Consider the following 26,174-nt stretch of genomic DNA (forward strand, 5'->3'; position numbering starts at 1 on the left):
CTCCCCCGGGCTGTTCCCGAGAGCCATCTTTTCCCGATAGCGATCCACCGAAGAATTCTGAGAGGACCGTCATGAGCGACACCAGCCTGCTGACCACCGAGGACCTCGAGCTCCTCGCCCGTCCCCTGCACGGGTTCCTCTCCGTGGCCGGACCGGTTCAGCCGCCCCAGCCGCGGCCCGTGTGGTTCGAGGCCACCGCGGACGGGACCGTCCAGCTCTTCACGGAGCGAGACTCCTTGAAGGTCCGGCATCTGGAGCGCGACCCTCGTGCCTCGATCGTGGTCGCGGCCCCCGTGGGCGAGCGCGAGCGCTGGGTCTCCGTCGCGGGACGCGCCACGGTGGAGGCCGACGGCGCCCGGAACCTGGCGGAGCGCCTCGCAGCCCGCTACTGGGACCTCGAGGACCAGGCCCGTGCCGGTGCTCTCGCCGCGATGCTGCAGGTCGATCTGCTCCGTGTCGTCATCCACCCGGAGGCCGTGCGCCGGTACGCGTTGTCCGCCGTCAGATGAGTTGTCACGGCGCGAAGCTCTGACCTGCGGCGGGACAGGTCGAGTGACGGACGCCAACTCGACCCCTGTCACTTGAGTTGTCACGGATCGGCTTCTGGACAACTCAAGTGACAGGATCCGTTGACTGCACCAAGTGCTGCCCGGGGTGCCTAGGGATGTCAGTCGTCGCCAAGGCGTCGGAGGTACTGGCGGCAGACGTATACGCGCGAGTACCGTGCGCGCATCTCGGCCTCGTGGGAGATGTCCGCGTGCATGAACGCGATGACGGGCACCGATAGCCCGACTGGTGCCGCGAAGCCGTCCGTGGGCTCATCGCCGTCCTTGTAGACGTGCAGGTAGCGGAAGTCCTCAGTGAATCCCGCACGCAGATACCAGGCGTTGGCCGCGATGTCCTCGCGGGTCCATGCGTCGAGGGTTGTCGCACCCGCTGCCCGCGCCTGCGGGACGGCTTCCGCGAGTAGAGCGGTCGCAATGCCGTTGTGTGTGTGGTCAGGGTGGACCGCCACGGTATCGATCGTGGCCGTATCACCGTCGATCTCGACGTCAATCAGCCCGACGATCGTCCCATCGTCTGCCGCGGCAACGAGGCAGACAGCGGGTAGTTCGAACCTCGTCCGGCGAGGCTTGACGTCGTCGTAGTACTGAGTGCTGAGGAAGGCCAGAACGCGGCAGCGAAGCCAGCCACGCTCGTCCTCCTGGGCGTAGGCGCGCACCGTGAAAGACATGAGGTTCCGATCGTCGAAGGGCAGGGCGAAGACACGCGCGCTGCACGTGTCATGGGGCTGCTGCTCAGTTCGACGACATGAGGCCGAGCCTGCACGACTTCGTCGAGTTGGTCGAGTGATTATCGCGGCGCTGAACCGGTGGCCTGCCTGCGAGAGCAGTGTGCGCCGGTCGGCAGCGCGTATACGTGCGGAAGGAATCGGTCATGACGGCACAGGTGGTGCCGTCATGGTTTTGCTCGATCTCAGCTGCCAGCTCCGCGCCGCCCTGCGCGGCCCGTGCGGTCCGGTATGCGGAGGTGCCAGAGCAGCGGTGCGATCCCTTGCCAGAAGGGGCTCGAGGGCCAGGTGCTGATGTGGGTCGGTGGCACGAGGAGGATTTCGGAGGTGTTGAAGCCCCCGCGCTGCTGCCAGAACAGCCAGCCGAGGAACGGATCGTGGCTGCCGCGGGGACGTTTGTCGGTGACATCAGCGGCAACGCGGTCGACGATCCTTTCGACCCCGGCCGGTGTGCGCGCCAGGTCGAGCCAGTAGGGCGAGGCGATGACCGCGGCCAGCGCCATGACGCTCGGATACGCCGCGGCCTCGGTGTCGTCCCGTCCGCTCGCGCGTAGCTGGTCGTAGCGGTCGTAGAGGCCCTGGGGCATCATCCCGCGGATGCGTGACCAGTCGGCGATGCACTCGAAGGCGATCTGCTCGGCTTCCAGGACGCGTCGGCGCCCGTGCCGGCGGACGAGATTATGGTGGCGGCGGCCTGCGGCGATCATCTCGGGCATGTCTGCGATGGAGAACTGGCGCCAGGCGGACATGCCATGGGCGTAAGACAGCCAGCGTTGGTGTTTGAGGCATACGGATATCCCGTGGACAGCGCCGATCATGACGGTTTCGGGGATCGACCGGCCGGTGGTGCAGCGGGTGCACGCGTAGCGGGTTTCGTAGGCGTGGTCGCCTGGCCAGTACAGGCCCCGTTCGAAGGTCGTCGGGCTCAGGCCGGTGAGCGCGACCAGGTGCGCGACGACACCTTCGGGTTCGGCTTGCTCTGGTGCCAGAAGCTCTTCGGGCTTTTCGCGTAGGTGCCTGAGCGCGTTCACGCGGGCGAGTCGGCGTAGATAGGACTGGAGTGCTTCACCTGGGTACGGGCGCACCACTCGTGGTAGGCGGCGCGGACGAGACGCTATGGCATCGAGGTCTGGTGCGCCCCGTGTTTCCTTCATGCCCCGGCGGACCGCTTGCGGCGAGGGCGTGACGGGGCTGCGGATTCGGCGGCATGGTCGATGACCATCTCGTCCAGCAGGTCACGGGTGACCGCTTCGGTCTCCAGCAGGATCGCGGAGATCGCGGCCTGCCGGACCAGCTGCGAGAGGCTGGAGATCGACCCGCCGGTGCGCTGGTGCAGGTACTTGGCCTGCCGTATCAGGGTGCCCGGGACATGCTGGTGCAGTCGCAGCGACATCTCCAGCGCCGCGATGAGAGAGGTCCATTCCTCGGCGCAGGGGAACGGGCTGGTGTTGAGCAGGACGGATCGGCCGGAGAGCTGCTTGCCGCGGATGCCGGTGAACAGGCCGGACGACTCGACGTGGATGCCCGCGTAGACGAACGTGGCGGGCAGGTGCTCGGTGAAGTACTTGAGGTGGTCGGACAGGTCCTCGCCCGCTCTGGTGGCGAGGTTGAGGTTGTGGATCTCGTCCACGATGATCAGGTCTGTGCGGCAGGCGACCATGACCTCGCAGACGGCTTCGGCGATCTTGGACGCGTTCGCGCGTGTGTGGAAGTCCAGGCCGAGGAAGTTCGCGAACTCCGTGGCCAGCCGTAGCGGTGAGCCCTTGGGCGGGGCGGTGATGTAGACGACGGGGATGCGTTCCTGGCCGGGGTGACGTAGCCGGGTGCGGGTCTCGTGGGTCTTGCCGAGCATCTTGATGGCCGTGGTCTTCCCGGTCGCGCCGGGACCGGAGACGATCAGGGACCGGCGGGCGCTGATCTCGCGCTGGTTGAGAAGGCTCAAAAGCCGTCCCTGGTGGATGACGTTCCTGACCGCGGAGGTCTCCACCACGATCAGCTCGGAGTGGTAGGCCACGCGCTGCTCGTCGTAGACCGCCCGCCGTGCTGGGGTGAGCCCGGCAAGAGTGTCCTGGTCCAGCAGGTCGAATCTGATCGGTTCCCCGGCGACGAACTCGCGCCAGCCGGTCAGCGTCGTGGTCGAGCCGCGTCGCGACTCGACCAGCTCCGGGAACACGGAGTCGGGCGCGGTATCGGGCGCCATGTCAGCGTTCACCACCAGTGCTTCGCCTCTTCGTGTGGGTCGAACACGCCCAGGGGGATGACCTCGGCCAGCGAATCGTCATCGGCGGTGTCCTCGAGCTCGGGGGCGGGGGGAGCCGGTTCGGCCGGCTCTGGGCGCGGCGTCTTCGGGATGACGGGGTCGTTCCCGCGCACCTCGGATGCGGCGCTCGTGCGGGCCGCGACTCGCTGTTCCTTCCGGCTCGACGACGTGCGCCGCCGACCAGAGCCTCTCGTTGCCGCGGCGCGTTCCGGCGGTGTGCTTGCGCGGGTGAGGATGTCGTCGACCAGCGCGGTGATCTTCTCCTGCGACGGCGTGCCGTCACCGCGCTGGGCCGCGATCTGCCGGGCAGCGTTCCAGGCGTCCTGCCCGAACGGGACTGGTGCCGCGTTCAGGTGCCGCCACCACAGCGTGATCCACTCACGCTCGGTGGCGTGGTGGTTGCGCAGCCAGACCCGCGTGATGTCGTAGGGGTCGTAGTGCACTTCCCACAGGTCGTTGAACGCGCTGACTCCGGAACGTTGCCCGCGTAGCGGGTTCAGCTCCGGCGCGTCGTAGACGCGGTGGTCGATCTTGACGCCGTAGGAGTTGATCTTGCGGGTCTGGGCCGGGAGCAGCTCGACGAAGTCGTCCTGCGAGAGCGGGACGGGGATGTAGCCGGCGACCTGGAGCAGCGCGGCGTACTTCTCGTTCGGGGTCAGTAGCTGGCCCGGCGAGAGTGGGTCGCGCAGCCCGTCGTGGGGCCGGTTCTGCCATCCGGTCACGATCCACTCATCGAGCAGGTCTTGCAGCTCGACCAGGGAGAACGCGGCGGCGGCTTCGGCGTTCTTCCCGCGGCGTTCGACCGAGGAGCCGAGGTATCCGGCCACGTGCTGGGCGAACAGGGTCCCGACCGACTGCAGTGTGCGTTCCACGTGCGGTTTGTCGGTGGGCGTGTCCGGGTGCGCGGGCTGGAGCGTGATGCCGAGGGTGCGGCAGGCGTTGCGGAACGCCGTCGAGAGGTAGACCTTGCCGTGGTCGTAGACCACGGTCTCCGGGACGATCACGGGCCGGGCCGCGGCGCCTTCCAGCCGCTGATCGATGCTGCGCATCGCCTGGAACGGCAGCACCGAGTGCGCCATCGAGATCGCCTGCGGCCAGCCCGGGCGCATCGGCTCTGGCGTCATCGCCCGCGCCAGCAGCAACGCCGCGTCCACGGCCTTGGTCGTCGGCCGAAGGACTGCCGCAGCGATCGTGCGCGTGGCGACGTCCACCATCGCGGTCAGCTCGACCCGTCCCACGAAGCCGTCGGCTAGCACGACGGCCACGTCCAGCGGGGTCGAGTCGACCTCGACCAGCTCGCCCGGCCGGACCGGCGCAACCGCCCCGAACATGCGGTCCGGCTGCTGGGCGAGCGTCCGCCGCGTTCGGGCAGACCCAGTGGCGTGCCGGCCTTCCGCGAGCCGCTTCAACAGGCGGCGGAAGGTGGATTCCGACGGCATCGGCACGGCGCCCGGGCCATGTGTCCGCTCCAGCACAGCACGGACCTCTCGTTCGAGGCGCATCACGGTCCCAGATGACTGGTGGGTGTTCTGCGCCAGTACCTCACGCAGAGCGTCGACAACACGTGGATCAGCCCGACCCGCGACAGGGCGGGTCGGGACGAACCGCTTGTCGGCCAGACCGAGCAGTCCGTCCCGCTCATAGTCACGCCTCATCCGCTTGACGGTGCGCAACGAGAGGGTCTCACCGGCGCCCGTGAGCTCCTCGTGCTTGGACTTCTCGCGCTCGTGCAACGTCCGCCGCTGCGGGTCGTACTCCAGCTTGGCCGGGGTGCCAGGCGAAGCGGTGCAGGGAACCCCGTCGATCACCTCCGTCACATGCTGTTCCCACCAGCGAGCCCGCTTCTGGACAGGCTCGGGAAGTCCGTCGAACAAGGCGGTTCCCCCAAGAGGCCCGCGGGCCCGCCTGTCGCCCACGACTTCGAACGTGGGATCGCCAAGTAGCGCGGACACCGTGATCGTCATCGACGCGCGGCCAGGCGCGGTGAGATGCACCGTGCCGTCGTGGATCGCTCCCACGCTCCAGGTCTGCGTACCCAGCCGCAACGTGTCGCGCAGCCTCAAACTCGTGTTCCGCACGCTCATTTCTCAGCCCTCACCAGGGAGTTCATCGACAGCCGAGCACCATGGATATCCGTGGTCAGGTCATGCCGCCACAACAGGTGGAAGACGGTCGGGAGCGTCACCACGGGATCCCCCAACGCCTGTGCGACCTCGACGAGACGAGCGGGGTTGCGCGCCAGGTTCATGTCCTTCACTTGTGAGCACAGCTCTTGCCGGGCACAGCGGGGATGACGGTAACCAGCGAGCCAGCGAACGTTCTCTATCAGCACGGGATCCGGCCGTCCGACCCGCCGGTACTTCCAACCGACCAGCTCGCAGGCATCAGCAGTCGCGGAGAACACGGCGGCGTCATCACCGACAAGCTCATCCGGGCGCACGTCGATCACGCTCACCGAACCGTCGATCTCCCGCACGAAGTAGTCAGGGACATGGGATCGGGTGCCGTCGTCGGTCTCCAGGTCGATCCCGAACGGTTGTGAGCCGATACCCACGACCGTCGCGGCGTGATCCAGGAGCATGACGTGGTCTCGCTCGACCCACGACTCGAAACCGACATGCTCGGCCGTCGTCGCGCACCACCACGAGCCCGTGAAGTTCCGCTGCCCCTTGTATTGCACCAGATTCCGCGCAGGCGGTAGCCGCTCGAACGGGCGACTCCACGCGTCCGCGAGGTCCTCGGTGACGCGTGTCCCGTCGGCCGTGCGGAACGAGAGGGAGATGCCAAGTCTTCTCTGTGGTGCAAGCGCGGAGGAACCCGAGGTCAGCACACCGCGACGCTACAAGGCGCCTGAGCAGCCCAGATGGCGCCACGCCGCACGCGTGACAGGTCAAGTGACGGGAAATTGCGAATGGACAACTCAAGTGACAGAAGTGCCAGGTCGACTGACAGAGGACACCTGACGCTGACGAGTCACGGGGATCTGCGACGGATTCGCCGCGGATTCGCTGCTCACTATCTGCTCTCTGACCACGCAGTAGTGCCCGTCTGAACGGCTCGGATCGTTGATATCTCGCCACTTCTGAACTCAGTGCGCACCCGCTTCAGGAAAGCGGGTGCGTACTTTGTGGGTGGAGAGTAGGAGTAGTATGGCGTTCCTACTCGTACTACTACGAGCGGAAACAAGGACCGAGAAACAACGACGTGAGCGGGGAACGACGTGCGGGACAAGGAACGGGTCTTCCAGGCGGCAGAGGCGCTGACGGCGGAAGGGGTGGCCGTCACCGTGACGAACGTGCGCGAGCGCGCCGGCTGCTCCAACGCGACCGCCACGAAGTACCTGCGCGAGTGGCGCGACACGAAGGCAGCGGAGGACGACGCACGTCGCACGCTCCCCGAGCTGCCTGCTGCGGTGAGCACCCTGGTGGACCGCGGGTTGGAGGCACTGTGGGGTGCGGCGGTCGAGGTGGCGCGCGCGGAGCACGAGGCGGCCGTGGCGGCGTCCGAGGAGGCGCTGGCCGCCGTCGTCGGGGAGGCGGACAGCCTGGCGGCCCGCGTGGACGAGGCCGACGCCGAGCTCGCGCAGTTCCGCGCGCTGCTGGAGACGGCGCGCGAGCACGGCCGGTCCGCCCAGGACGAGCGTGATGCCGCCGAGGAGGCCCGGGCGGACGCCGTGGCGTCGTCGGCCCGTCTGGAGGGCGAGCTCGCCGCGGGACAGCTCGCGCTCGACGCCCTGCGCGACGAGCTCGCCCAGGAACGTGCCCGGGCGGCGGCCGCCGAGCGCGCCCGGTCCGAGGCGGAGTCGGCCCGCGCCCAGGCGGACGGCGCCGCCGTCGGGCTGCGGGAGTCCCTGACGGACGTGCGGGGCGCGCTGGAGGCCGCACGGGGCGACGTCGCGCAGGCGAACCGCGACCGCGCGGCCGCCGAGAACGCGCGCGCCACCGCGGAGGCGTCGGTCGCCCGGCTGGAGGGTGAGCTCTCCGCCTCGCGCGACGCCCTGGAGACCGCGCGCGGCCAGGCGACGGAGGCCGAGCAGGCGCGCGTCGCCGCCATCGCGGGCCAGGCGCAGGCCGAGGGTACGGCCGCCGGGCTGCGGGAGGCGCTGAGCGCGGCGACGTCCGCCGCGACCGCGACGGCGGAGCCCGCCGCGAAGGCCTGAGCCCCTGGGCCCTGTCGGGGCGCCGCGGTGAGTGTCAGTGTCGGGTGCTGAGATGGCGGCATGAGCCTTCGAGGATTCGCCACCGTCAACTACTGGGCCGACGACGTCGCCGCGGCCGCCGCCTGGTACGCCGAGGTGCTCGGCGTCGAGCCCTACTTCCAGCGGCCCGGCCCGGACGGGTCGCTGGCCTACGCCAAGTTCCGCATCGGGGACCACGAGGCGGAGCTCGGGCTCGTCAGCCGCGCGTTCGCGCCCCCGGGACTGCCCACGCAGCCCGGGGGCGCGCTCATGTACTGGCACGTCGACGACCTGCCGGGCACCGTGGCGCGGCTCCTGGACCTGGGTGCCACCGAGTTCGAGCCCGTCACCGAACGCGGGCACGGCTTCGTCACGGCCTCGGTCGTGGACCCGTTCGAGAACGTGCTGGGCGTCATGTTCAACCCGCACTACGTCGAGCAGTTCGGCACCACGCAGCCTGGTGCGGCACAGCCGGGCACGGAGCGGCCCGCTGCGGGGACCGGGGGTGAGTGACTAGGTTGCCTGGGTGACTTCCGCACCCCTGACCTCCGCCCCCGAGATCATCAGCTCGCTGCTCGACCTGACCGCCTGGGCAGTCTTCGACGTCGACACCGAGGGCCGCATCCTCGCCGGGAACGACGAGTCTGGCAGCATGCAGCTCGTCGAGATCGCGCCCGACGGCACGCGCACACAGCTCACCGCCCTGCCGTCGCGCTGCTCCGGCCGCTACGTGCCGGGCACCCGTCGCGTGGTGGTGCAGCACGACGACGGCGGCGACGAGAAGATGCAGCTCAGCCTCCTGGACCGCGGAGCCACCGCACTGCCCGCGACGGCGGCGGACCTGACGCCCCTGGTCCACGACCCCGCGTACAAGCACGACCTGGCGGACGTCTCGGCCGAGTCCGTGGTGTTCCTGACCAACCGGCGCGACGGCGTCGACTTCGACGTCCTGGTGCACGACCTGGCGACCGGAACGCAGACCACGCTGTACGACGGCGGCGGGTACCTCGTGGGCGCCGCCGCCTCCCACGACCGGCGCTCCGTGGCGATCACCACGCTGAGCAGCAAGCCGCGCTCCACGCAGATCCTCGTCGCGGGCGACGGCGCTACAAGTGCCATCACGGCCGCCGACGAGCACGCCCACCACACCCACGTCGCCTGGGCCGCGGGCGACGACGCCCTGGTCATGGCCTCGGACCACGAACGGGAGTTCGCCGCCGTCGTCCGGGTGCGCCGCTCCGACAGCGGCACCGACACCGGGGCAGAGGCCACCGTCTGGGAGGCCCTCGTCGAGGCCGCCGACCACGACCTCGAGGTCGTCCTCTCCCCCGACGGCTCCGCCATGGTCGTGGGCCACCACCAGGACGGCGTCACCACCCTGTCCGTCCACGCGCCCGACGGCACCCACCGCCGCGACATCACCCTGCCCGACGACGGCGTGCCGACCGTCGTCTGGGCCCCGGACTCCTCGCGGTTCGCCGTGCACCTGACCACCTCCGGCGACCCCGGCTCCATCCACCTCGTCGACGCCACCACCGGGGACGTCACCACCGTGGTCGACGGCCGCGCCCAGATCCCCGCCGGCCTGCCCCTGTCCGTACCCACCGTGCACCGCGTCCCCACCCCGGACGGCGAACAGATCCCCTGCTTCGTCTACCCGCCCGGAGGCGACGACGCGGCCACCGTGCCGGCCCTGACCGGCGCGTCCGTCGTCCTCGTGCACGGCGGACCCGAGGGCGAGGCCACCCGCCTGTTCTCCCCCGTCATCCAGGCGCTCGCGGGCGTCGGGTTCACCGTGCTCGTGCCGAACGTGCGTGGCTCCGCCGGCTACGGCAAGCGCTGGGTCAGCCTGGACGACGTCGACAAGCGCCTCGACTCCGTCGCCGACCTCGCCGCGCTGCGCGCCTGGCTCCCCGAGCTCGGCCTCGACCCCGAGCGCAGCGCCCTGTGGGGCGGCTCCTACGGCGGCTACATGGTGCTCGCCGGCACCACGATGCAGCCCGACCTGTGGGCCGCCGGCGTCGACATCGTCGGCATGTCCTCCCTGGTCACCTTCCTGGAGAACACCTCCGAGTACCGCCGCGCCGCCCGCGAACGCGAGTACGGCAGCCTGGAGCACCACCGCGACCTGCTGGTCGCCGCCTCCCCCATCACCCACCTGCACCAGCTCCGCGCGCCCCTGTTCGTGATCCACGGCGCCAACGACCCCCGCGTTCCCCTCTCCGAGGCGGAGCAGATCGCCGCGGCGCTCGCGGAGCGCGGCATCCGGCACGAGCTGCGCGTCTACCAGGACGAGGGACACGGGCTGGCGAAGCGGGCCAACCGCAAGGACGCCTACCCGGCCGCGATCGAGTTCCTGACGGAGATCCTCGGGCGGTGACGCGGGCCGGTGCTCCGTCGACGGCCAGACGTCGGGCGGCAGGGTGGGCGGCAGAGCGGGCGGCTACGCTCGTGGCGTGACCCGCGAGCAACGCCGCCTGCGCCTGTCCGTCGACGACCAGATCGAGCACCGGTACCTCGAGGTGCCGTTCGAGATACCTCCGGGGCGGGGCACCGACGCCCTGGAGGTCACGCTCTCCTACGACCGGGACGCCGCCGTGATCGACCTGGGGTGCCAGGACCCCGAGCGCTGGCGCGGCTGGTCGGGCGGCGCCCGGTCCCGGTTCGCGATCGACGCGCGGCCGGGACCGGGCGGCCTCGCGACGCCCGGGTACGAGCCGGGTGAGCTGGTCCCGGGCTCGTGGGCCGTGGTGCTCGGCCTGCACAAGCTGCCCGCCGAGCCGCTCGACGTCACGGTCACGATCGCCACGGGGTCCGACGCCGGCCCCGTCGAGGACGAACCGCCTGCGCCGCCCCCGCCGTCGGGCACCCCGTCCGGATCGCGCGCCGCAATCACCGGCGGGACCCGGCTGGGCCGCGACCTGCCCGCGCCCGACGGCCTGACCTGGTTCGCGGGCGACCTGCACGCGCACACCACGCACTCGGACGGGACGCTGAGCATCGCCCAGCTCGCGGCGGCCGCCGTCGGCCGGGGCCTGGACTTCCTGGCCGTGACCGACCACAACACCGTCTCGCACCACGCGCACCTGCCCGGCGTCGGCGCCGCGTACGACCTCTGCCTGCTGCCCGGGCAGGAGGTCACGACGCACGCGGGGCACGCGAACGCGTTCGGTGACATCGGCTGGGTGGACTTCCGGCGCCCGGCACGGCAGTGGCTGGCCGACGTCGAGGAGCGCGGCGGCCTGCTGTCGGTGAACCACCCGCTGCAGGACGACTGCGGCTGGCAGTTCCCCGTCCGGACGCCGTTCCTGGAGCTGTGGCATATCTCGTGGTTCCTGGACCTGACGGCCACCGGGCCGTGGGCGTATCTCCGCGCACTCGGCGCCGGTGAAGGGAGCACCGGCCACCCCGTGTTCCTGGGCGGCAGCGACTTCCACACGCCCGACCTGGGCTTCCCGCCCGGCACACCCACGACCTGGGTCGCAGCGCGGGACCGCACGCCGGAGGCGATCCTCGACGCGATCCGGCAGGGGCACACGGCGATCAGCCGGTTCCCCGGGCCGGGCGAGCCGGTCCTGGTGCGCGTAGACGACGACGTGGTCGCCGTCGACGCGGACGGCACGGTGCTCGTGGAAGGTCTGCCCGACGGCGGCACGGACCGGCGTCGTCGGGTGCGCGGCGACCGGGTCACCTTCTCCGCCCCGGCGGAGCACGGCCCCTACCGGCTGGAGGCGGCCGACCGGACGCTGCTCGCGATCAGCGCGTGACGGGTTCGACGTCGGGCTCCGCGTCCGGCTCGCTGTCCGAGCCGGCACTGCTGGCCGCCCCGGCCGCCCCCGCCGCCTCCGGCGCGGCCGGCAGCCGGATGAACCGCGACACGACCGTGCCGATCGCGAGCAGCGCGAACGGGTACACGGACAGGTAGACGCGGAACGCCTGCCCGGGGTCCGGTCCGGGGTCGGCGCCGGACCGGTAGCCGAACCAGAGCGTGAGCGACGCCAGCGCCGCCGCCGTGAGCAGGCCGTTGAGCCGGCCGAGCACGCCGAAGGCCGCCAGGAAGAGGCCGCTGCGGTGGGTGCCGTGGCGGGCGGCGTCGGCGTCGAGCACGCGGGCGATCACCAGGTCGTTGGTCGCGAGCACGCCGGAGTACCCGACGGCCACGGCGAGCCCGGCGAGGATGCCCGTGACCAGGTCCGTCGCGAAGTAGAGCGGCACGAACCCGGCGGCCGCGACGGGCAGGGCGACCCGCCACGTCCAGGCGGCGCCCTTGCGCCGCACGACGGCGGCCCACACGCTCAGCATGCCGATCGCCACCGCGATCACGACGAGCTGCAGGATGCTGGCCTCCAGGGCAGACCCGCCGAGCGTGTGGTCCACATAGAGCTGCAGGCCGCCCAGCACCAAGGCCATCGCGGTGCCGTAGCAGGCGTTGACGACGCCGACCGTCCAGAAGTGCGCCGTCGAGACGATCTGGCCCACCGACCGGAAGAACTGCGGCTTGGGCTCGGCGTCGAGCGCCGGGTCCTCCCGCACCCCGAACGCCGTCCACAGGATCACCGCGGCCGCGACCACGCCGAAGATGATCGCGAGCCGCCCGTAGCCGACGGCGGAGCCCTCGCTGCCCAGCACGTTCCGCGCGAGCACGGGGGTCAGGGCCAGCGCGATCACCAGGGCGACGAGCTGCGCGCCCTGCCGTACCGCGTTGGCCGTGGCCCGGCGCCGCTCGTCGGTGAACAGCTCGGGCAGCAGCGCGCCGTAGCTCGCGTTGATCAGGGAGTCGGCCATCTCGGTGGTGATCGCGAAGACGGCGAACCACACCGCCAGCCCCACGGCGGAGTCCGCGACCGCACCCGGCACGGAGAACAGCGCGATGGTCGTGACCGTCAGCACCAGCGCGCCGACCACCAGGTACGGCCGGCGCCGCCCCCAGCGCGAGCGCGTCCGGTCCGAGAGGTACCCGAACACGGGGTTGTCGAGCGCGTCCAGCACCCCGTAGACCGCGTACACCGTGGCGTAGACGACGGCGTCCAGGCCCAGCAGCTCCACGTACACGTAGAGCATCGAGCCCTTGACGAGGTTGATCGGCAGCGACGTGCCGAACATGCCTGCGCCGTAGCGCAGCGGGGACGTCCTGGCCGTGGCCTCCACGCCGGTGAGCCTACTCACCACCGCGCGACCAGGTCGATGCCTTCCCGCTCGATCTCGCGGGTGAAGGCCGGGTCGCTCAGCAGCCGCAGCTCCCAGGTCCGCTTGCGCCACCACGTCGCGCACTGCTCCCGCAGGCGCGGGGTGTCCGGCGCCGGGTGCAGGAAGATCTCGCTCGTCCCCTCGGGCAGCCGCCCCAGCAGCCCCAGGTAGTGGTCGCGCAGCGTCGCGTAGTCGCGGGCCTCCGCGTCGCCGCCGCGATGGGTAGCGATCACCCGCGGCATCCGCACGCCCGCGGCGTCGGCCGCCGCAACGGCGCCGGCGTGCCGGGCCCGCACTTCCGCGGCGGCCAGCACCGGGTCGCCGTCGCCGTACAGCTCCAGGCCGCAGGGCAGACGGAAGGCCAGCCCCTGCCGTGCGCAGAACCCGATCGCCTCGGGCAGGTAGGAGCGGCCCGTGAGCCCGTACAGGCTGCCCTGGTGGGAGTCGAGGCGGTCCGGCGCCGGCGTCCCGACGGCGGCGGTGGCCCGCCGCAGCGCCTCGACCTGGCTGGCGATGCGGCCGGCGACGTCGTCGAAGCCGCCGGGCGGCGCCTGCGCCGGGAGCACCACGTGCACCCCGGGCGCGACGTGGGGCGCGGACCGGGCGAGGTGCCCGACGGCGCGTTCGGCACCGGACTCGGTGGTGATGACGCTGACCGCCGTCAGCGGCGAGCCGGCCAGGAGGGCGGCGATCTCGCGGTCCGCGTCGGGGTCGGTCCCGGCGTCGTCGGCGGTGAGGACGAGGCTGCGCGTCATGCACCCAGTCTGGCCCAGCCGGACGCGATCTTTCGCCCTCTGACCTCAGGTTTCGCCGACGACGCTCGTGCCGAGCGCCGAGCGCACCTTGCCGAGCTCCACCTCGAGCTCCCACGGCGTGGTCACGTGCGGGATGGCCGACGCCACGCACGACGGCTTGCCCGTGTGCAGGGTCAGGCTCGTGCCCAGGCTGTCCGCCCGCCACGCGCCGGGGCCGACCAGCTCGAACTCTCCGGCGTCGTCGCGGCGCAGCACCACCACGTACTCGTGCCCGCTGCGCAGGATCGACGGCAGGTGCGCACCGGGCGGCGACGACGCCGACCCGACCTGCGAGACCGCCAGCACCGCGTCCGTCTCCACCGCGCCGAGCAGCACCTTGCGCAGCTCGAACTCGGTGCGGGTCCACGGCACCCGGTCCACGACGTCCACCCCGGAGCGGCCCGCCTGCACCAGGGCGACGACGTCGGCGTCGGCGACGAGCTGCTCGACCGTGCCGTACTGCTCCGGCACCGTGAAGTTCGCCGTGCTCACGTCCCGCACGCAACCGCTGAGACCGAGGCTGAGGAGACCGCCGACGGCGAGCACGCCCCACAGGGCCACCATGCGCGTACGCATCAGCCGCTCCCGCCCTCGTCCTGGTCATCAGGCGCCCGGTCGGCACCCACTGAGAGAGAGCGACAGGACGCGGGCGCTTGGTGCGGCAGCTTCGTGTGTACTCGCTTGCAGTGCAACGAATGCTCCACGGCGCCGTGACCCGGGACAAGGCCCCACGAGGGCGAACACGGAAGGCCCGACCCCTTTTTTTGCCGCCATCTGAAAAAGCGGGGCAAAACCGGGGTGACGGGTTCGTCAAGCCTCCGACGGCGCCGCGTGGCGGCACCCGGCGGACGGGTTCAGGCGGGCCGGTTCAGTCGGACGGCGTCAGGCGGTCACGCGGCGTGCGCGCTGCCGATCGCACGCACGAGGCCCGACGTCGAGATCGAGCCCTTGCGATAACGCTCGACGGCGGCGACGAGCGCCTCGCCCACGTCGCTCGGCACCCGCGAGGACCGCGTCGCCGGGTACCAGATCTCCCGCTCGAACACGGCGGTCCGCCGGGCCGGGCCACGGAACAGGCGCCCGGCCAGGGGCTGCGGCGCACCCGCCGGGGGCGCGGGCACGGGCGGCAGGGGAACCGGAGGCAGGGGAACGGGAGGCAGCGGGACCGGCCCGGGCACGGCGGCCGAGGCCGCGGCCTGCTGGTTCGCGAGCTGCGACGCGCGGTAGCGGACGCCGGGGTTCCACCGCAGGGTCGGCGTCGTGGGCTCCGCGGCCCGCACGCCGCTGGTCTCGCGGCGGGGCGTGAGCGGCTCCGGCGCGGCGGTATCAACCACAGCGGCATCGGGTGCGTCGTCGGCGACGGTCGCATCAGCAACGGCAGCGTCAGGAGCCTCGTCGGCGCTCGCGGCGGACCGGGCGGCCTGCTCGGCGTGCGCTGTGCGGAGCGCCGCGACGATCCGGGCGACGCGCCCCGTGTCGGAGAGCCGGCCGGTCACCTCCGCCGCGGCGGCCGGCGGCGCCTCCTCCGGCTCACCCGGCTGATCCGAGGGCTCACCCGGCTGGTCCGAGACCTGGTCCTGCGTACCGTCCGCCATGACCGCGCTCCCTCACCGTCGACCTCGCCGCGACCCGTCGCGGTGCTGTCCCATATGTTCCCTGCCAGGCCCTGGGCGTGCAAGCCCCGGACCTGGTGGGGGACATCGGCCGGGCGTGTTCCGGTCAGTCCCCGCCCAGCATGTCCAGGAAGCTGGGCGTGCTGGCGAACGGGTCGCCCGGCTTGGCGTGCTCGCCGCGTGCGGCGACGATCCCGGCCAGGGCCCGGCCGGCCCGCTCGATGCGTTCCGGCAGGGAGCTGGCGCCGTCGTCGTGCCGGGTGCGGTCGCCGGCCTGCGCCCAGTCGTCCGTGGCCGCGAAGACCGACGTGGTGACGACGTCGGCCCGCAGGTAGGTGAACAGCGGGCGCATCGAGTACTCCAGCGCGAGCGAGTGCCGCGGTGTGCCGCCGGTCGCGCCGAGCAGCACGGGCATGCCCGTCAGGGCGTCCTTGTCGAGGATGTCGACGAAGGACTTGAACAGCCCGGAGTACGTGGTGGTGAACAGCGGGCTGACGGCGATGACGCCGTCGGCCCCCGTGATCGTCTCGATGTCGCGGCCCAGGTCCCCCGAGGGGAACCCGGTGAGCATCGCGTCGATGATCGCGTGCCCGTGGTCGCGCAGCTCGACGACCTCGACGGTCACGTCGTGGCCCAGGGCCTCGAGCTCGTGCACCGTCGCGTCGGCCAGCCGGTCCGCGAGCAGCCGCGTGGAGGACGGCTGGCCCAGCCCCGCGTGCACGACGGCGATCGTGCGGCGCGGCTTGTCCTCGACGGGGACGATGTCTGTCATCAGAGAGCCTCCTCGGCCCGCTTGCCGGTGTACTCGTCGCCGCCGTCACCCACGTGGGTGGCGCCGGTCTCGCCCTTGGCCTGCGCCGCGGCGACCCGCTCGGCGTGCGTCGGCGGGTTGGCCGGCACGTCCTTCGGGAGCTTGGCGTCGGCGATCTTGCGCAGCTCCGGCACGACGTCGGCGGCCAGGATGTCGATCTGCTCCAGGACGGTCTTCAGGGGCAGGCCGGCGTGGTCCATGAGGAACATCTGGCGCTGGTAGTAGCCGACCTCGTCGATGAACGAGCCGTACCGGTCGACGACCTCCTGCGGGGAGCCGACGGTCAGCGGGGTGTCGCGCGTGAAGTCCTCCATCGTGGGGCCGTGCCCGTAGACGGGCGCGTTGTCGAAGTACGGCCGGAACTCGGTGATCGCGTCCTGGCTGTTCTTCCGCATGAAGACCTGGCCGCCGAGGCCCACGATCGCCTGGTCGGCGCGGCCGTGGCCGTAGTGCTCGAACCGCTGGCGGTAGAAGGCCACCATCTGCTTGGTGTGGCTCATGGGCCAGAAGATGTTGTTGTGCAGGAACCCGTCACCGTAGTAGGCGGCCTGCTCGGCGATCTCGGGGCTGCGGATCGAGCCGTGCCACACGAACGGCGGCACGCCGTCCAGCGGGCGCGGGGTGGCGGTGAAGCCCTGCAGCGGGGTGCGGAACTTGCCCTCCCAGTCCACGACGTCCTCGGTCCACAGGCGTCGCACGAGCGCGTAGTTCTCGATGGCGAGCGGGATGCCCTGGCGGATGTCCTGCCCGAACCACGGGTACACGGGGCCGGTGTTGCCGCGCCCCATCATGAGGTCCATGCGCCCGTCGGAGATGACCTGGAGCATCGCGTACTCCTCGGCGATGCGGACCGGGTCGTTGGTGGTGATCAGCGTCGTGGCCGTGGACAGGGTGATGTCCTTGGTCACGCCCGCGAGGTAGCCGAGCATCGTCGTCGGGCTCGAGGCCACGAACGGCGGGTTGTGGTGCTCACCGGTGGCGAAGACGTCGAGGCCTGCCTCGTCCGCGTGCTTCGCGATGGTGAGCATGGCCCGGACGCGCTCGGTGTCGTCCGGGGTGTGCCCGGTGGTCGGGTCCGTCGTCACGTCGCTGACACTGAAGATCCCGAACTGCATGATGCTGTGCTCCTCGATCGTGGTGCTGAGCTGGCTGCCGCACGTGCTGTGTGCCACCCGCGCTGTTCATGCATCTGCATGAACATGGGTCCTAACCGGCAACCCGGGCCGATTGTTCCCGCCCGGAATGCTCTCACCTGCTGCGACGTACGTGACATCGCGCACATCCATACCCAGTTTGACCGCAGTGCGCTTGCGCGCGCACATCCGGTCGGTAGCCTGGATTGGCACACGGCTGGTCGTGAGACTGCCGAAACCTGGGCTGGAACATCACAGAGGGTCCCTGCGTTGGCTATACGGACCTTTTTCCGCCACCAATCCCGACAACCCTCTGGAGGACATCGTGCCTGACCGGTCCCTGCGCGGTATGAGCATCGGTAGTAAGAGCATGGAGTCCGACGAGGGCGTGGACTTCGCCCCTCGGTTCCAGGCCTACTACGACTGCCCCAACGGCCACACCATCATCCTGCCCTTCGCCACCGACGCGGACGTGCCCCCGATCTGGGAGTGCCGCTGCGGCGAGGAGGCGCTCCTGCGCGACGCCGAGAAGCCCGAGCCGAAGGCGACCAAGCCGCAGCGCACCCACTGGGACATGCTGCTCGAGCGCCGCACGGTCAAGGAGCTCGAGGACCTGCTCGACGAGCGCCTCGAGCTGCTGCGCGCCGGCAAGCTCCGCCGCTCGGCCTGACCCCTCCCGGGGGCCACGCCGCCCAGCAGCAGGAATTGCAGAACGACCGCTGGTCCGGACCTTCGGGTCCGGACCAGCGGTCGTTTTCGTGCCCCCCACGGGTTACCGGCCCGACGACGCGGCCTCGGTGCCGGCCTCGTCCCGGCCGCGCGCCGTGCGCCGCTCCCCCACCCGCCCGACGACGCCCGCGACCACCAGCAGCACCGCGAGCCCGCCGACCACCCAGCCCGGCCAGTACCCCGCCGCCACCGCCGGCGTCACCGACGACCGCAGCGGCAGGTTCACCACGAACTCGTCCGCCGTGAACAGCTCCGTGTCCCGCACCACGGTCCCGTCCGGGGTGATCACCCCCGAGACACCGACCGTCGAGATCTGCACCGCCGCCCGGCCCGTCGTGATCGCCTGCACCCGCGACATCGCGAGCTGCTGCGTCGACTCCGCCGTGAACCCGAACGACGCGTTGTTCGTCGGGACCACCAGCACCTGCGCGCCCTCCGTCACCGCGTCCCGCACGATCTCGTCGTACGCCACCTCGAAGCAGATCACCGTACCCAGCCGGTACGACCCCTGACCCAGCCGGCTCGGCACCTCCACGACCGGCGGGTTCACGCCCGCGATCATGTCCGTCGTCACCCGGTCCACCTGGTCCGAGAACACCCGCAGCACCGACCGCATCGGGATGTACTCACCGAACGGCGCCGGATGCTGCTTCGCGTACCGCCCGATCACGCCCTGCCCCGCCTGCCACAGCAACGACACGTTGTACCGCCCGCCCGTCTCCGGGAACTCCTGCGCCCCCACCAGGATCGGTGCCCCCACCGCCGTCGACGCCGCGTCCAGCCCGCCCGCCACGTCCGCCGCCTCCTGCGGGTCCAGGTCGCTGCCGTTCTCCGGCCACAGCACCACGTCCAGCTCGCCGGCGAAGTCCTCCGCCAGCACGTACGTACCCTCCAGGTGGTTGTTCAGCACCTCCGCCCGGTTCGCGAACGCCCCCAGCCCCGGCTCCCCCACGTTGCCCTGCACCGCACCGGCCCACAGCTGCCCGTGCTCCGCCAGGTCGCTCCCGGCGTCGTACACCACGTCCCCGTCCGGCGTCTCGACCGGCCCGGCGCTCGCGGACGTGGGCAGGGGCAGCACCAGCGGCACGACGGCGACCGCGGCACCCAGCACGAGGGCCCCGGCGGCGCGGCCCACCCGGGCGCGGAGGGCGGCGGCCACGGCCAGGGCGAGCAACGCGCCCGCGAAGGCGACCAGGAGGCCCACGGCGACGGTGCCGCCGAGCCAGGCGGCGCGTCCGGTGGGGGCGCCGGCCATCGCCCAGGCGAGGCGCCCCCAGGGGAACCCGCCGAACGGGATCTCGGCCCGCCACTGCTCGACGGCGACGAACAGCACGGCGAACGCCGCCGCGAGCCGCCAGCCGCGCCGGCGCAGGAACGGGGCGCGGCGCACCCAGGTCCACAGGGCGCCGAAGACGCCGAGGAACAGGGCCTGCAGCGTGGACAGGGCGATCCAGGGCACGGTCTCGGTGGACTCGTGCGCCCACCACAGGTGCGGCAGGAAGAAGGCGAGGCCGAACAGGGTCCCGATCAGCAGGTTCCACCAGGCGCTGTCCCGGCCGAGGGCCCAGTACAGGACCGCGACGGCGACGAACGCGGCGGGCCACGCCCCGGCGTCGGGGAACGCGGACCACAGGACCAGGCCGCCGGGCACCGCGAGGAACAGGGACAGCAACCGGGACGGCTCAGGCACGCGCACGGTCGCAGCCTACGGCCCCCGGCGGGGGCGCACGGTGCCGCCCGGCGTCAGAACGTGTCGTGCAGGACGACGCCGTCGCGCAGGGTGTGCAGGCACTCGGGCTGCACGGCGTCGGGCGACAGGTCGGGCAGCAGCGGGGTGCCGGCGCGGGCCTCCTCGCTCCAGGAGCTCAGGCGCCCGGGCGCGGCCTGCACGCCGAGGTGCTCGGCCCGCCAGACGGCGAGGTGGGCGGGCGCGCCGACGCGGAGCTGTCCGGCGCCGGTGTGGTCGAGCCCGGCCAGGCGCCAGCCGCCGCGGGTGTGGGCGCGGAAGGCGGCACCGGCGGAGATGCGCTGGTCGGGGTCCTCGTGGGTGGTCGCGGCGCGCACGCCCTGCCAGGGGTCGACCGGCGTGACGGGCGTGTCGGAGCCGAACGCGAGCGGCACGCCCGCCTGGGCGAGGTCGGCGAACGGCATGATCGACCCGGCGCGCATCGCGCCGAGCCGGGAGGCGTAGACGCCCTTGCTGCCGCCGAACGAGGACTCGAACGCGGGCTGCACCGACAGGCCGATGCCGTGCACCAGGAGCGCGGCGAGGGTCACGGCGTCCACGAACAGGGCGTGCTCGATGCGGTGGTGCCCGCCGCGCACGGCGCTGTCGCCGCTGACCTGGGCGGCGATCTGCAGGCCGAGCACCATCTCGTCCATGGCGCGGTCGCCGATGACGTGGAACGCGCTCTGCACCCCGGCCTCCCGGACGGCGACCAGGTGGTTCGCGATCTGGTCGGCGGCGAGGTACAGGTTGCCGGTCCAGGGCGAGCCGTCGGCGTTGGTCAGGGCGCCGGCGAAGCTGCCGGAGGACGGGTCGGCGGGCAGGTCCGAGTAGGGGCTGCGCATCGCGGCGGTGCGCGACCCGATGGACCCGTCGACGTTGAGGTCTCCGCCGATCCCCGTGAGGAACGGCAGCTCGGCGAGGAGCGCGCGGGCGTCGTCGGCGCTGGTACACAGCTCGCCGCGGTAGGCGGCCAGGTGCGGCAGGCCGAGGGCGTCCGCCTCGGCGAGGGCGTCGGCGCTCACGGAGGCCGCCGTCAGGGCGTGGAGCTCGGCCAGCCCCGCGCGGGAGTCGAGGTGCTCGCCGCTCATCTCGTGCACGGACACAATGCCGCGCGCCGCCCACGCGGACAGGGTCTCGCGGTACAGGCGGGAGCGGCGCTCGGGAGACAGGGCGTGCGCGACCTCGCGCACGGTGTGGTGCAGGTCGGCGGTGACCAGGCCGGTGTCGGCGGGGGCGTCGGACCACCCGGAGCCCGACAGGCCGGTGCCCGTCCAGGCGGGGTCGCGCTCGATGCCCGCACGCTGGGCCAGCGCGGAGGAGATGACGGCGGAGTGCACGTCGACGCGCGCCGCGTACACGGGGCGGCCGCCGCAGACGGCGTCGAGCTCGGCGCGCGTGAAGGCGCGCCGCTCGGGCCAGGCCTGCTCGTCCCAGCCGAAGGCGAGCAGCACCTGCTCGCCGGACGGGTCGGCCGCGTTCAGCCGGCGGCCGCCCTGCACCAGGGCGGCCAGCGCGTCGGCCAGGGAGTGCACGCCGCCCGCGGTGGTGAGGTCGACGGAGTCGGCGGCGAGGCCGCTCTCCAGCACGTGGGCGTGCGCGTCGACGAACCCGGGGGCGACCAGGGCGCCGTCCAGGTCGATCACGCGGTCGGCGCGGGCGGCGAGCCCGGCCGCGGTGTCGTCGGCGCCCAGCCACGCCACGACGCCGTCGTCCACGAGGATCGCCTCGGCGAACGGGTCGGCCCCGGAGTGGACGACGCCGTTGCGGTACAGGATGGATCGTGCTGGCTGGCTCACGTCGGAACTGTAAACGATCGTGCCGGTCGACGCCCTGGTCAGGAGGGCGTCGACCGGCACAGTCACCCGCTCAGGGGCCGGAACCGCGGGCCGGCTAGAGGCTGGAGTAGGCCACGACGCCCCGCATGACGGCGTCCTGCGCCTTGCGCGCCGTGGTGCGCAGCTTGTCCGACGGCGCGGCGCCGCCGAGCTGGTCGAGCACGTCGACGACCTGCTTGCACCAGCGCACGAAGTCGCCCGCGGCCAGGTCAGAGCCCCGCAGCACGGAGTCCAGGCCCTTGCCGGACGCCCACCGGTACATGGCGCCGACAAGGCCCAGGTCCAGCGGACCGGTCGCGTCGATGCCGTGCGCCTCCTCCAGGTCGTCCACCTCGGACCACACGCGCTGCGTGTCGTCCAGCACACCCGCGAGCCGGCCGGTCGGCCCGCCCGGGATGTACGGGTCGGGGGCGTCGTCCCGCCGGCTCTGGTAGACGACCGTGGAGACGACGGCGGCCAGGCCCGCGGGGTCGAGCCCGTCCCACACGCCGCGGCGCAGGCACTCGGCGAGCAGCAGGTCATTCTCCGCGTACAGGCGACGCAGCCACCGGCCGTCGTCGGTCACGCGGATGCGCCCGGCACCGTCCCCGCTCTTGCCGGCGCCCGTGCGCTGCAGGTACCCGAGGGTGAGCAGCACGTCCAGGGTGCGGTCGAAGGTGCGGGCGATGGACCCGGTGCGGCCCTCGACGCGGCGCACGAGCTGGTCGTGCTCCCGCTTGAGCTTGTTCCAGCGCTCGGCCCACCGGGCGTGGTCGTCCCGCTCTGGGCAGGCGTGGCACGGGTGGGCCTTCAGGGCCTTGCGCAGGCGGGCGAGCTCGGTGTCGGTCGACGCGTCCGAGCGGCGTCCGACCGGTGCGCGGCCGCCGCGCGCGGCCCGGCTGGCCGCGCTGCGCGACGGCGACGTCGTGGAGTGCGCCGACGGCACGTCGTCCGCCAGGACACCCAGGGCGTTGCGCATGGACGAGACCAGGTCGCGGCGCGCGTCGGGCTTGCGCGGGTTGAACGCCTTGGGGATCTTGACCGTGGTCACGGTCTCCAGCCCGTCGGGCGCGTCGGCCAGGGTCAGCTTCTTGACCTGCCGCTCCTGCGTCAGGACCGTGGGGCGTGGCCCGTCGAACCCGCCGGGCTCCCCTGGGTCGAGCACGAGCACGTACCCGCGTCGCCGCCCGGACGGCACCTCGACGACGTCGCCGCGCCGCAGGTTCTCCAGGGACGTGACGATCTCGGCGCGGCGTGCCCCGGACGCGGCACGGGACAGCTCGCGCTCGCGGTCCTTGATGGCGTGGCGCAGGTCCATGTACTCGCCGAAGTCGCCGACGTCGCAGGACATGGCCTTGGCGTACCCGTCCAGGGCCTCGGCGTGCGCCTGGGCCTGCTTGGCGAGCCCGACGACGCCGCGGTCGGCCTGGAACTGCGCGAACGAGGTCTCCAGGACCTCGCGGGCGCGGTCGCGGCCCACCTGGGCGACGAGGTTGACGGCCATGTTGTACGTGGGCCGGAAGCTGGACTTGAGCGGGTAGAGGCGCTTGGACGCGAGGCCGGCCAGGGCCACGGGGTCCAGCGCGGGGTGGTCGACGACGACGGCGTGGCCCTCGACGTCGATGCCGCGGCGTCCGGCACGGCCGGTGAGCTGCGTGAACTCGCCGGGGGTGACGGGGACGTGGCTGGAGCCGTCCCACTTGACGAGCTTGTCCAGGACGACGGACCGGGCGGGCATGTTGATGCCGAGCGCGAGGGTCTCGGTGGCGAACACGACCTTGACCAGGCCGCGCTCGAACAGGTCCTCGACGGTCTCCTTGAACACGGGCAGCATGCCGGCGTGGTGGGCGGCGATACCGCGCGCGAGGGCCTGCGACCAGGCCCAGTAGCCGAGCACGTCAAGGTCCTCGGGCGGGATGGCGGCGGTGCGTTCCTCGACGAAGGCCCGGATCGTGGCCTCCTCCTGGGGGCTGGTCAGCCGCAGCCCGGCCTTGAGGCACTGGTCGACGGCGGCCTCGCAGCCGGCACGGGAGAACACGAAGTAGATCGCGGGCAGCAGGGCGTCGGCGTTCAGGGCGTCGATGACGATGAACCGCGGCGGGGTGCGCCGTCCGCTGCTGATCGCGCCGGACGGGCCGTCGGCGCGGCGGCCGTTGCCGCCGCGGTACCCGCGGTCGCCCCGGCCGCGCCCGCGGCCTCGTCCGCCGTGGTCACCGGGGCGACTGCCGCCGCGCCCGGACCGGAACGCGGCGGACAGGTCCGGGTTGATGGGCGGGCTGGTGCCGGGGTCGGTCGGGTCGACGTGCCCGGCGTACAGGTCCAGGAGGCGCGGCTTGCCGCGCGGCTCGGGCGACGACATGAGCACGTGCTGCCACAGGGGCACGGGCCGCTTCTCGGAGACGACGACGGCGGTGTCGCCGCGCACCATCTCGAGCCAGTCGCCGAACTCCTCCGCGTTGGACACGGTGGCGGACAGGGAGACGAGCTGCACGTCGTCGGAGAGGTGGATGATGACCTCTTCCCAGACGGGGCCGCGGAAGCGGTCGGCCAGGTAGTGCACCTCGTCCATGACGACGTACGCGAGCCCGTCCAGGGTCGGGGACCCGGCGTAGAGCATGTTGCGCAGCACCTCGGTGGTCATGACCACCACGGGTGCCTCGCCGTTGATCGTGGAGTCGCCGGTCAGCAGGCCCACGTTCTCGGGACCGTGCCGGCGCACGAGGTCGGCGTACTTCTGGTTGGACAGGGCCTTGATCGGCGTCGTGTAGAAGGCCTTGCGGCCCGACGCGAGAGCCAGGTGCACGGCGAACTCGCCCACGACGGTCTTGCCCGCCCCGGTCGGGGCGGCGACCAGCACGCCGCGCCCCTGTTCGAGCGCCTCGCAGGCGGCGACCTGGAAGTCGTCGAGCTCGAACCCGATGACCTCCCGGAAGCGGGTCAGCTCGGGGTGCTCGGCCGCCGAACGGCTCTGGGACCGGAAGGCCGAGTAGCGCTCGGCGGGGCTCAGGTCGTTCATGGTGCACAGCCTACGGTCACTGGGTGACACACAGGTATGACAGCGGGGCGTGACACCCGTGTGTCACGCCCCGCTGCCCTACGACTGGTGTTCCGTCAGACCTCGGCGTCGGCGAACCGCTTCTCGACGCGCCGGTCGTGCAGGACCGACACGCCGACGGCTGCGAAGTAGAGCACGCAGATCGGCAGCGCCACCAGGATCATCGTGAGCGCGTCCGGCGTCGGCGTGATGATCGCCGCGAACGTGAACGCGACCAGGATGGCCCACCGCCACCCGGCCAGCAGCGCCTTGCCCGACAGCAGCCCGGCGAAGTTGAGGCCGACCAGCAGCACCGGCGACAGGAACGCGAGACCGAACGCGATCAGGAGCCGCATCACCAGCGACAGGTACTCCTGGGCGTTGGTGAACGCGGTCGCGTCGTCGGGCAGGAACCCGGACAGGATCTGGATGGCGTGCGGGAACACGAGCCACGCCATGTACGCCCCGCCGAGGAACAGCGGGAACGCGGCGCCGACGAACCCGTACGCGTACTTCTTCTCGCTCTTGTTCAGGCCCGGCGTGATGAACGCCCACACCTGGTAGAGCCACCAGGGGCAGGTGAGGAACACGGCGAGGAACAGGGACGACTTGATCTTCAGGTCCAGGGCCGCCATCGGCCCGGCGAAGTTCAGGGTCATCTCGTTGCCGCGCATCTCCTCCGCCACGACGAGCGGACGCTGGAGCAGCACCAGCAGCGGGTCGTACAGCAACCAGCCGGCGATGGCACCGACCACCAGGCCGAGAGCTATCAGGACGAACCTCTTGCGAAGCTCGAGCAGGTGCTCGAGCAGTGGCATCCGGCCGTCGGACGCCCGTCTCGTTCGTGCCACCGATCAGGCCTTGGGGATGTCGCGGTCCTTGTGGTCGATCAATCCGGGGGTCGAGCTCGAACCAGAACCCGATCCGGTGGTCGAACCGGTGGTCGTGGTGGTCGAGGCGCCCGGCGCGTTGTCGGCAGCATTGCCGGCGACGTTGCCGTCGGCGTCGGACCGGTCCTCACGAAGGTCCTTGACCTCCTTCTTGAAGATCTTCATCGACTGGCCCACGCTCTTGGCCAGGCCCGGCAGGCGGCTGGACCCGAAGAGCAGCAGGACGACGACGAGCAGGACGATCCAGTGCCACGGCTGCATGGCGCCCATGGTGACTCCTTACGGTGCGGTGCTGATACGCGGTGCGGATATGCCCGATCCTACGCGGACCTGGGGGGCGAATTGGTAGCCCACCGGGAAACGGGCGGTTTCAGTCATTGAAGTGCTTCCACTTCTGCCACGTCGCCACGTTGCGTGCCCGGCGTGCGTCCCTGCGCCCCGCCCGGGCCACCCGCTGCGCGTGGACGCGCTGGTAGTGGATGGTCACGTCGTCGAACAGGCTGGGGCCCGCGTGCTCGGTGCTCGCGGCCTCCCGTGCCCGGTCGGACGCCTCCTGCAGCCGGTCGGCCGACTCGCCGAACCGTTGCGATGCCCGGCCCAGCTCCTCCAGCAGGCCCTTGGCCGACCGCCACAGAGAACGGGCCAGAAAGAATGCTCCGACGAGGGTCCCCACGATCAAGAGGGTCCATACCCAGAACCACATGGTCGCCCA

The 26,174-nt window shown here is 71.8% G+C and carries 23 protein-coding genes; 6 read left to right on the forward strand and 17 right to left on the reverse strand.

Annotation, left to right across the window (positions count from 1 at the left end; translation table 11 throughout):
* Nucleotides 1-71: 71 nt before the first annotated feature.
* Nucleotides 72-509 carry a pyridoxamine 5'-phosphate oxidase family protein gene (locus FHX71_RS09960; RefSeq protein ID WP_182615838.1) on the forward strand — a complete coding sequence of 146 codons (438 nt, stop codon included), beginning with the start codon at nucleotides 72-74 and terminating at the stop codon, nucleotides 507-509.
* Between the two features lie 158 nt (nucleotides 510-667).
* Here the strand turns inward: FHX71_RS09960 and FHX71_RS09965 are convergent, their stop codons facing one another.
* The 5 genes from FHX71_RS09965 to FHX71_RS09985 form a co-directional block, all read right to left on the reverse strand.
* Complete coding sequence (locus tag FHX71_RS09965; RefSeq protein ID WP_182615840.1) at nucleotides 668-1,234, reverse strand: GNAT family N-acetyltransferase; 567 nt, start codon at nucleotides 1,232-1,234, stop codon at nucleotides 668-670.
* A gap of 242 nt (nucleotides 1,235-1,476) precedes the next feature.
* Nucleotides 1,477-2,322, reverse strand: coding sequence for a hypothetical protein (locus FHX71_RS09970; RefSeq protein ID WP_220489604.1), 846 nt, complete (start codon nucleotides 2,320-2,322; stop codon nucleotides 1,477-1,479).
* 119 nt (nucleotides 2,323-2,441) lie between these two features.
* Complete coding sequence (locus FHX71_RS09975) at nucleotides 2,442-3,503, reverse strand: TniB family NTP-binding protein (protein ID WP_220489606.1); 1,062 nt, start codon at nucleotides 3,501-3,503, stop codon at nucleotides 2,442-2,444.
* Complete coding sequence (locus FHX71_RS09980) at nucleotides 3,500-5,635, reverse strand: Mu transposase C-terminal domain-containing protein (protein WP_182615844.1); 2,136 nt, start codon at nucleotides 5,633-5,635, stop codon at nucleotides 3,500-3,502. The genes FHX71_RS09975 and FHX71_RS09980 overlap by 4 nt, the downstream gene beginning before the upstream one ends.
* Complete coding sequence (locus FHX71_RS09985) at nucleotides 5,632-6,381, reverse strand: TnsA-like heteromeric transposase endonuclease subunit (RefSeq protein ID WP_220489608.1); 750 nt, start codon at nucleotides 6,379-6,381, stop codon at nucleotides 5,632-5,634. The genes FHX71_RS09980 and FHX71_RS09985 overlap by 4 nt, the downstream gene beginning before the upstream one ends.
* A gap of 390 nt (nucleotides 6,382-6,771) precedes the next feature.
* Here FHX71_RS09985 and FHX71_RS09990 point away from each other — a divergent pair, with 390 nt between their 5' ends.
* From FHX71_RS09990 to FHX71_RS30020, 4 genes are all read left to right on the forward strand, one after another.
* Nucleotides 6,772-7,710, forward strand: coding sequence for a DNA-binding protein (locus FHX71_RS09990; protein ID WP_182615847.1), 939 nt, complete (start codon nucleotides 6,772-6,774; stop codon nucleotides 7,708-7,710).
* Nucleotides 7,711-7,770: 60 nt separating this feature from the next.
* Nucleotides 7,771-8,241 carry a VOC family protein gene (locus FHX71_RS09995; RefSeq protein WP_182615849.1) on the forward strand — a complete coding sequence of 157 codons (471 nt, stop codon included), beginning with the start codon at nucleotides 7,771-7,773 and terminating at the stop codon, nucleotides 8,239-8,241.
* 13 nt (nucleotides 8,242-8,254) lie between these two features.
* Complete coding sequence (locus FHX71_RS30015; protein WP_220489610.1) at nucleotides 8,255-10,108, forward strand: S9 family peptidase; 1,854 nt, start codon at nucleotides 8,255-8,257, stop codon at nucleotides 10,106-10,108.
* A gap of 76 nt (nucleotides 10,109-10,184) precedes the next feature.
* A complete protein-coding gene (locus FHX71_RS30020; RefSeq protein ID WP_182615851.1) occupies nucleotides 10,185-11,495 on the forward strand; it encodes a CehA/McbA family metallohydrolase in 1,311 nt (436 codons plus the stop codon).
* Here FHX71_RS30020 and FHX71_RS10010 read toward each other — a convergent pair.
* The 6 genes from FHX71_RS10010 to FHX71_RS10035 all read right to left on the reverse strand — a co-directional run bounded on the left by FHX71_RS10010 (nucleotide 11,485) and on the right by FHX71_RS10035 (nucleotide 17,248).
* On the reverse strand, nucleotides 11,485-12,876 hold the full coding sequence (locus tag FHX71_RS10010; RefSeq protein WP_312876990.1) for an MFS transporter: 1,392 nt from the start codon (nucleotides 12,874-12,876) through the stop codon (nucleotides 11,485-11,487). The two genes, FHX71_RS30020 and FHX71_RS10010, sit on opposite strands and share 11 nt — an antisense overlap.
* Before the next feature lie 14 nt (nucleotides 12,877-12,890).
* On the reverse strand, nucleotides 12,891-13,670 hold the full coding sequence (locus FHX71_RS10015) for a ChbG/HpnK family deacetylase (RefSeq protein ID WP_182615853.1): 780 nt from the start codon (nucleotides 13,668-13,670) through the stop codon (nucleotides 12,891-12,893).
* A gap of 45 nt (nucleotides 13,671-13,715) precedes the next feature.
* Nucleotides 13,716-14,285 carry a hypothetical protein gene (locus tag FHX71_RS10020; RefSeq protein WP_182615855.1) on the reverse strand — a complete coding sequence of 190 codons (570 nt, stop codon included), beginning with the start codon at nucleotides 14,283-14,285 and terminating at the stop codon, nucleotides 13,716-13,718.
* A 314-nt stretch (nucleotides 14,286-14,599) separates the two neighbouring features.
* Complete coding sequence (locus FHX71_RS10025; RefSeq protein ID WP_182615857.1) at nucleotides 14,600-15,304, reverse strand: hypothetical protein; 705 nt, start codon at nucleotides 15,302-15,304, stop codon at nucleotides 14,600-14,602.
* Between the two features lie 124 nt (nucleotides 15,305-15,428).
* Nucleotides 15,429-16,094: an FMN reductase gene (locus FHX71_RS10030; RefSeq protein ID WP_182615859.1), complete on the reverse strand. Its 666-nt coding sequence runs from the start codon at nucleotides 16,092-16,094 to the stop codon at nucleotides 15,429-15,431.
* A complete protein-coding gene (locus tag FHX71_RS10035) occupies nucleotides 16,094-17,248 on the reverse strand; it encodes an LLM class flavin-dependent oxidoreductase (protein WP_182618598.1) in 1,155 nt (384 codons plus the stop codon). The genes FHX71_RS10030 and FHX71_RS10035 overlap by 1 nt, the downstream gene beginning before the upstream one ends.
* 343 nt (nucleotides 17,249-17,591) lie before the next feature.
* Between FHX71_RS10035 and FHX71_RS10040 the strand changes: the two genes are divergently transcribed.
* Nucleotides 17,592-17,936 (forward strand): RNA polymerase-binding protein RbpA, encoded by a 345-nt coding sequence (locus FHX71_RS10040; RefSeq protein ID WP_026365682.1) that lies wholly within the window; start codon nucleotides 17,592-17,594, stop codon nucleotides 17,934-17,936.
* A 102-nt stretch (nucleotides 17,937-18,038) separates the two neighbouring features.
* Here the strand turns inward: FHX71_RS10040 and lnt are convergent, their stop codons facing one another.
* From lnt to FHX71_RS10070, 6 genes are all read right to left on the reverse strand, one after another.
* Nucleotides 18,039-19,691, reverse strand: coding sequence for an apolipoprotein N-acyltransferase (gene lnt, locus FHX71_RS10045; protein WP_182615861.1), 1,653 nt, complete (start codon nucleotides 19,689-19,691; stop codon nucleotides 18,039-18,041).
* 47 nt (nucleotides 19,692-19,738) lie between these two features.
* Nucleotides 19,739-21,520: an amidohydrolase gene (locus FHX71_RS10050; RefSeq protein WP_312876991.1), complete on the reverse strand. Its 1,782-nt coding sequence runs from the start codon at nucleotides 21,518-21,520 to the stop codon at nucleotides 19,739-19,741.
* Between the two features lie 94 nt (nucleotides 21,521-21,614).
* Nucleotides 21,615-24,554 (reverse strand): DEAD/DEAH box helicase, encoded by a 2,940-nt coding sequence (locus FHX71_RS10055; RefSeq protein ID WP_182615863.1) that lies wholly within the window; start codon nucleotides 24,552-24,554, stop codon nucleotides 21,615-21,617.
* A gap of 95 nt (nucleotides 24,555-24,649) precedes the next feature.
* A complete protein-coding gene (gene tatC, locus FHX71_RS10060; protein ID WP_312876992.1) occupies nucleotides 24,650-25,423 on the reverse strand; it encodes a twin-arginine translocase subunit TatC in 774 nt (257 codons plus the stop codon).
* A 3-nt stretch (nucleotides 25,424-25,426) separates the two neighbouring features.
* Nucleotides 25,427-25,732: a Sec-independent protein translocase subunit TatA gene (tatA, locus tag FHX71_RS10065; RefSeq protein WP_182615865.1), complete on the reverse strand. Its 306-nt coding sequence runs from the start codon at nucleotides 25,730-25,732 to the stop codon at nucleotides 25,427-25,429.
* Nucleotides 25,733-25,832: 100 nt separating this feature from the next.
* Nucleotides 25,833-26,165, reverse strand: a complete 333-nt coding sequence (locus FHX71_RS10070; RefSeq protein ID WP_182615867.1) for a hypothetical protein — start codon at nucleotides 26,163-26,165, stop codon at nucleotides 25,833-25,835.
* Nucleotides 26,166-26,174: the final 9 nt, after the last annotated feature.

Source organism: Promicromonospora sukumoe (assembly GCF_014137995.1).
Taxonomy (GTDB): Bacteria; Actinomycetota; Actinomycetes; order Actinomycetales; family Cellulomonadaceae; genus Promicromonospora; species Promicromonospora sukumoe.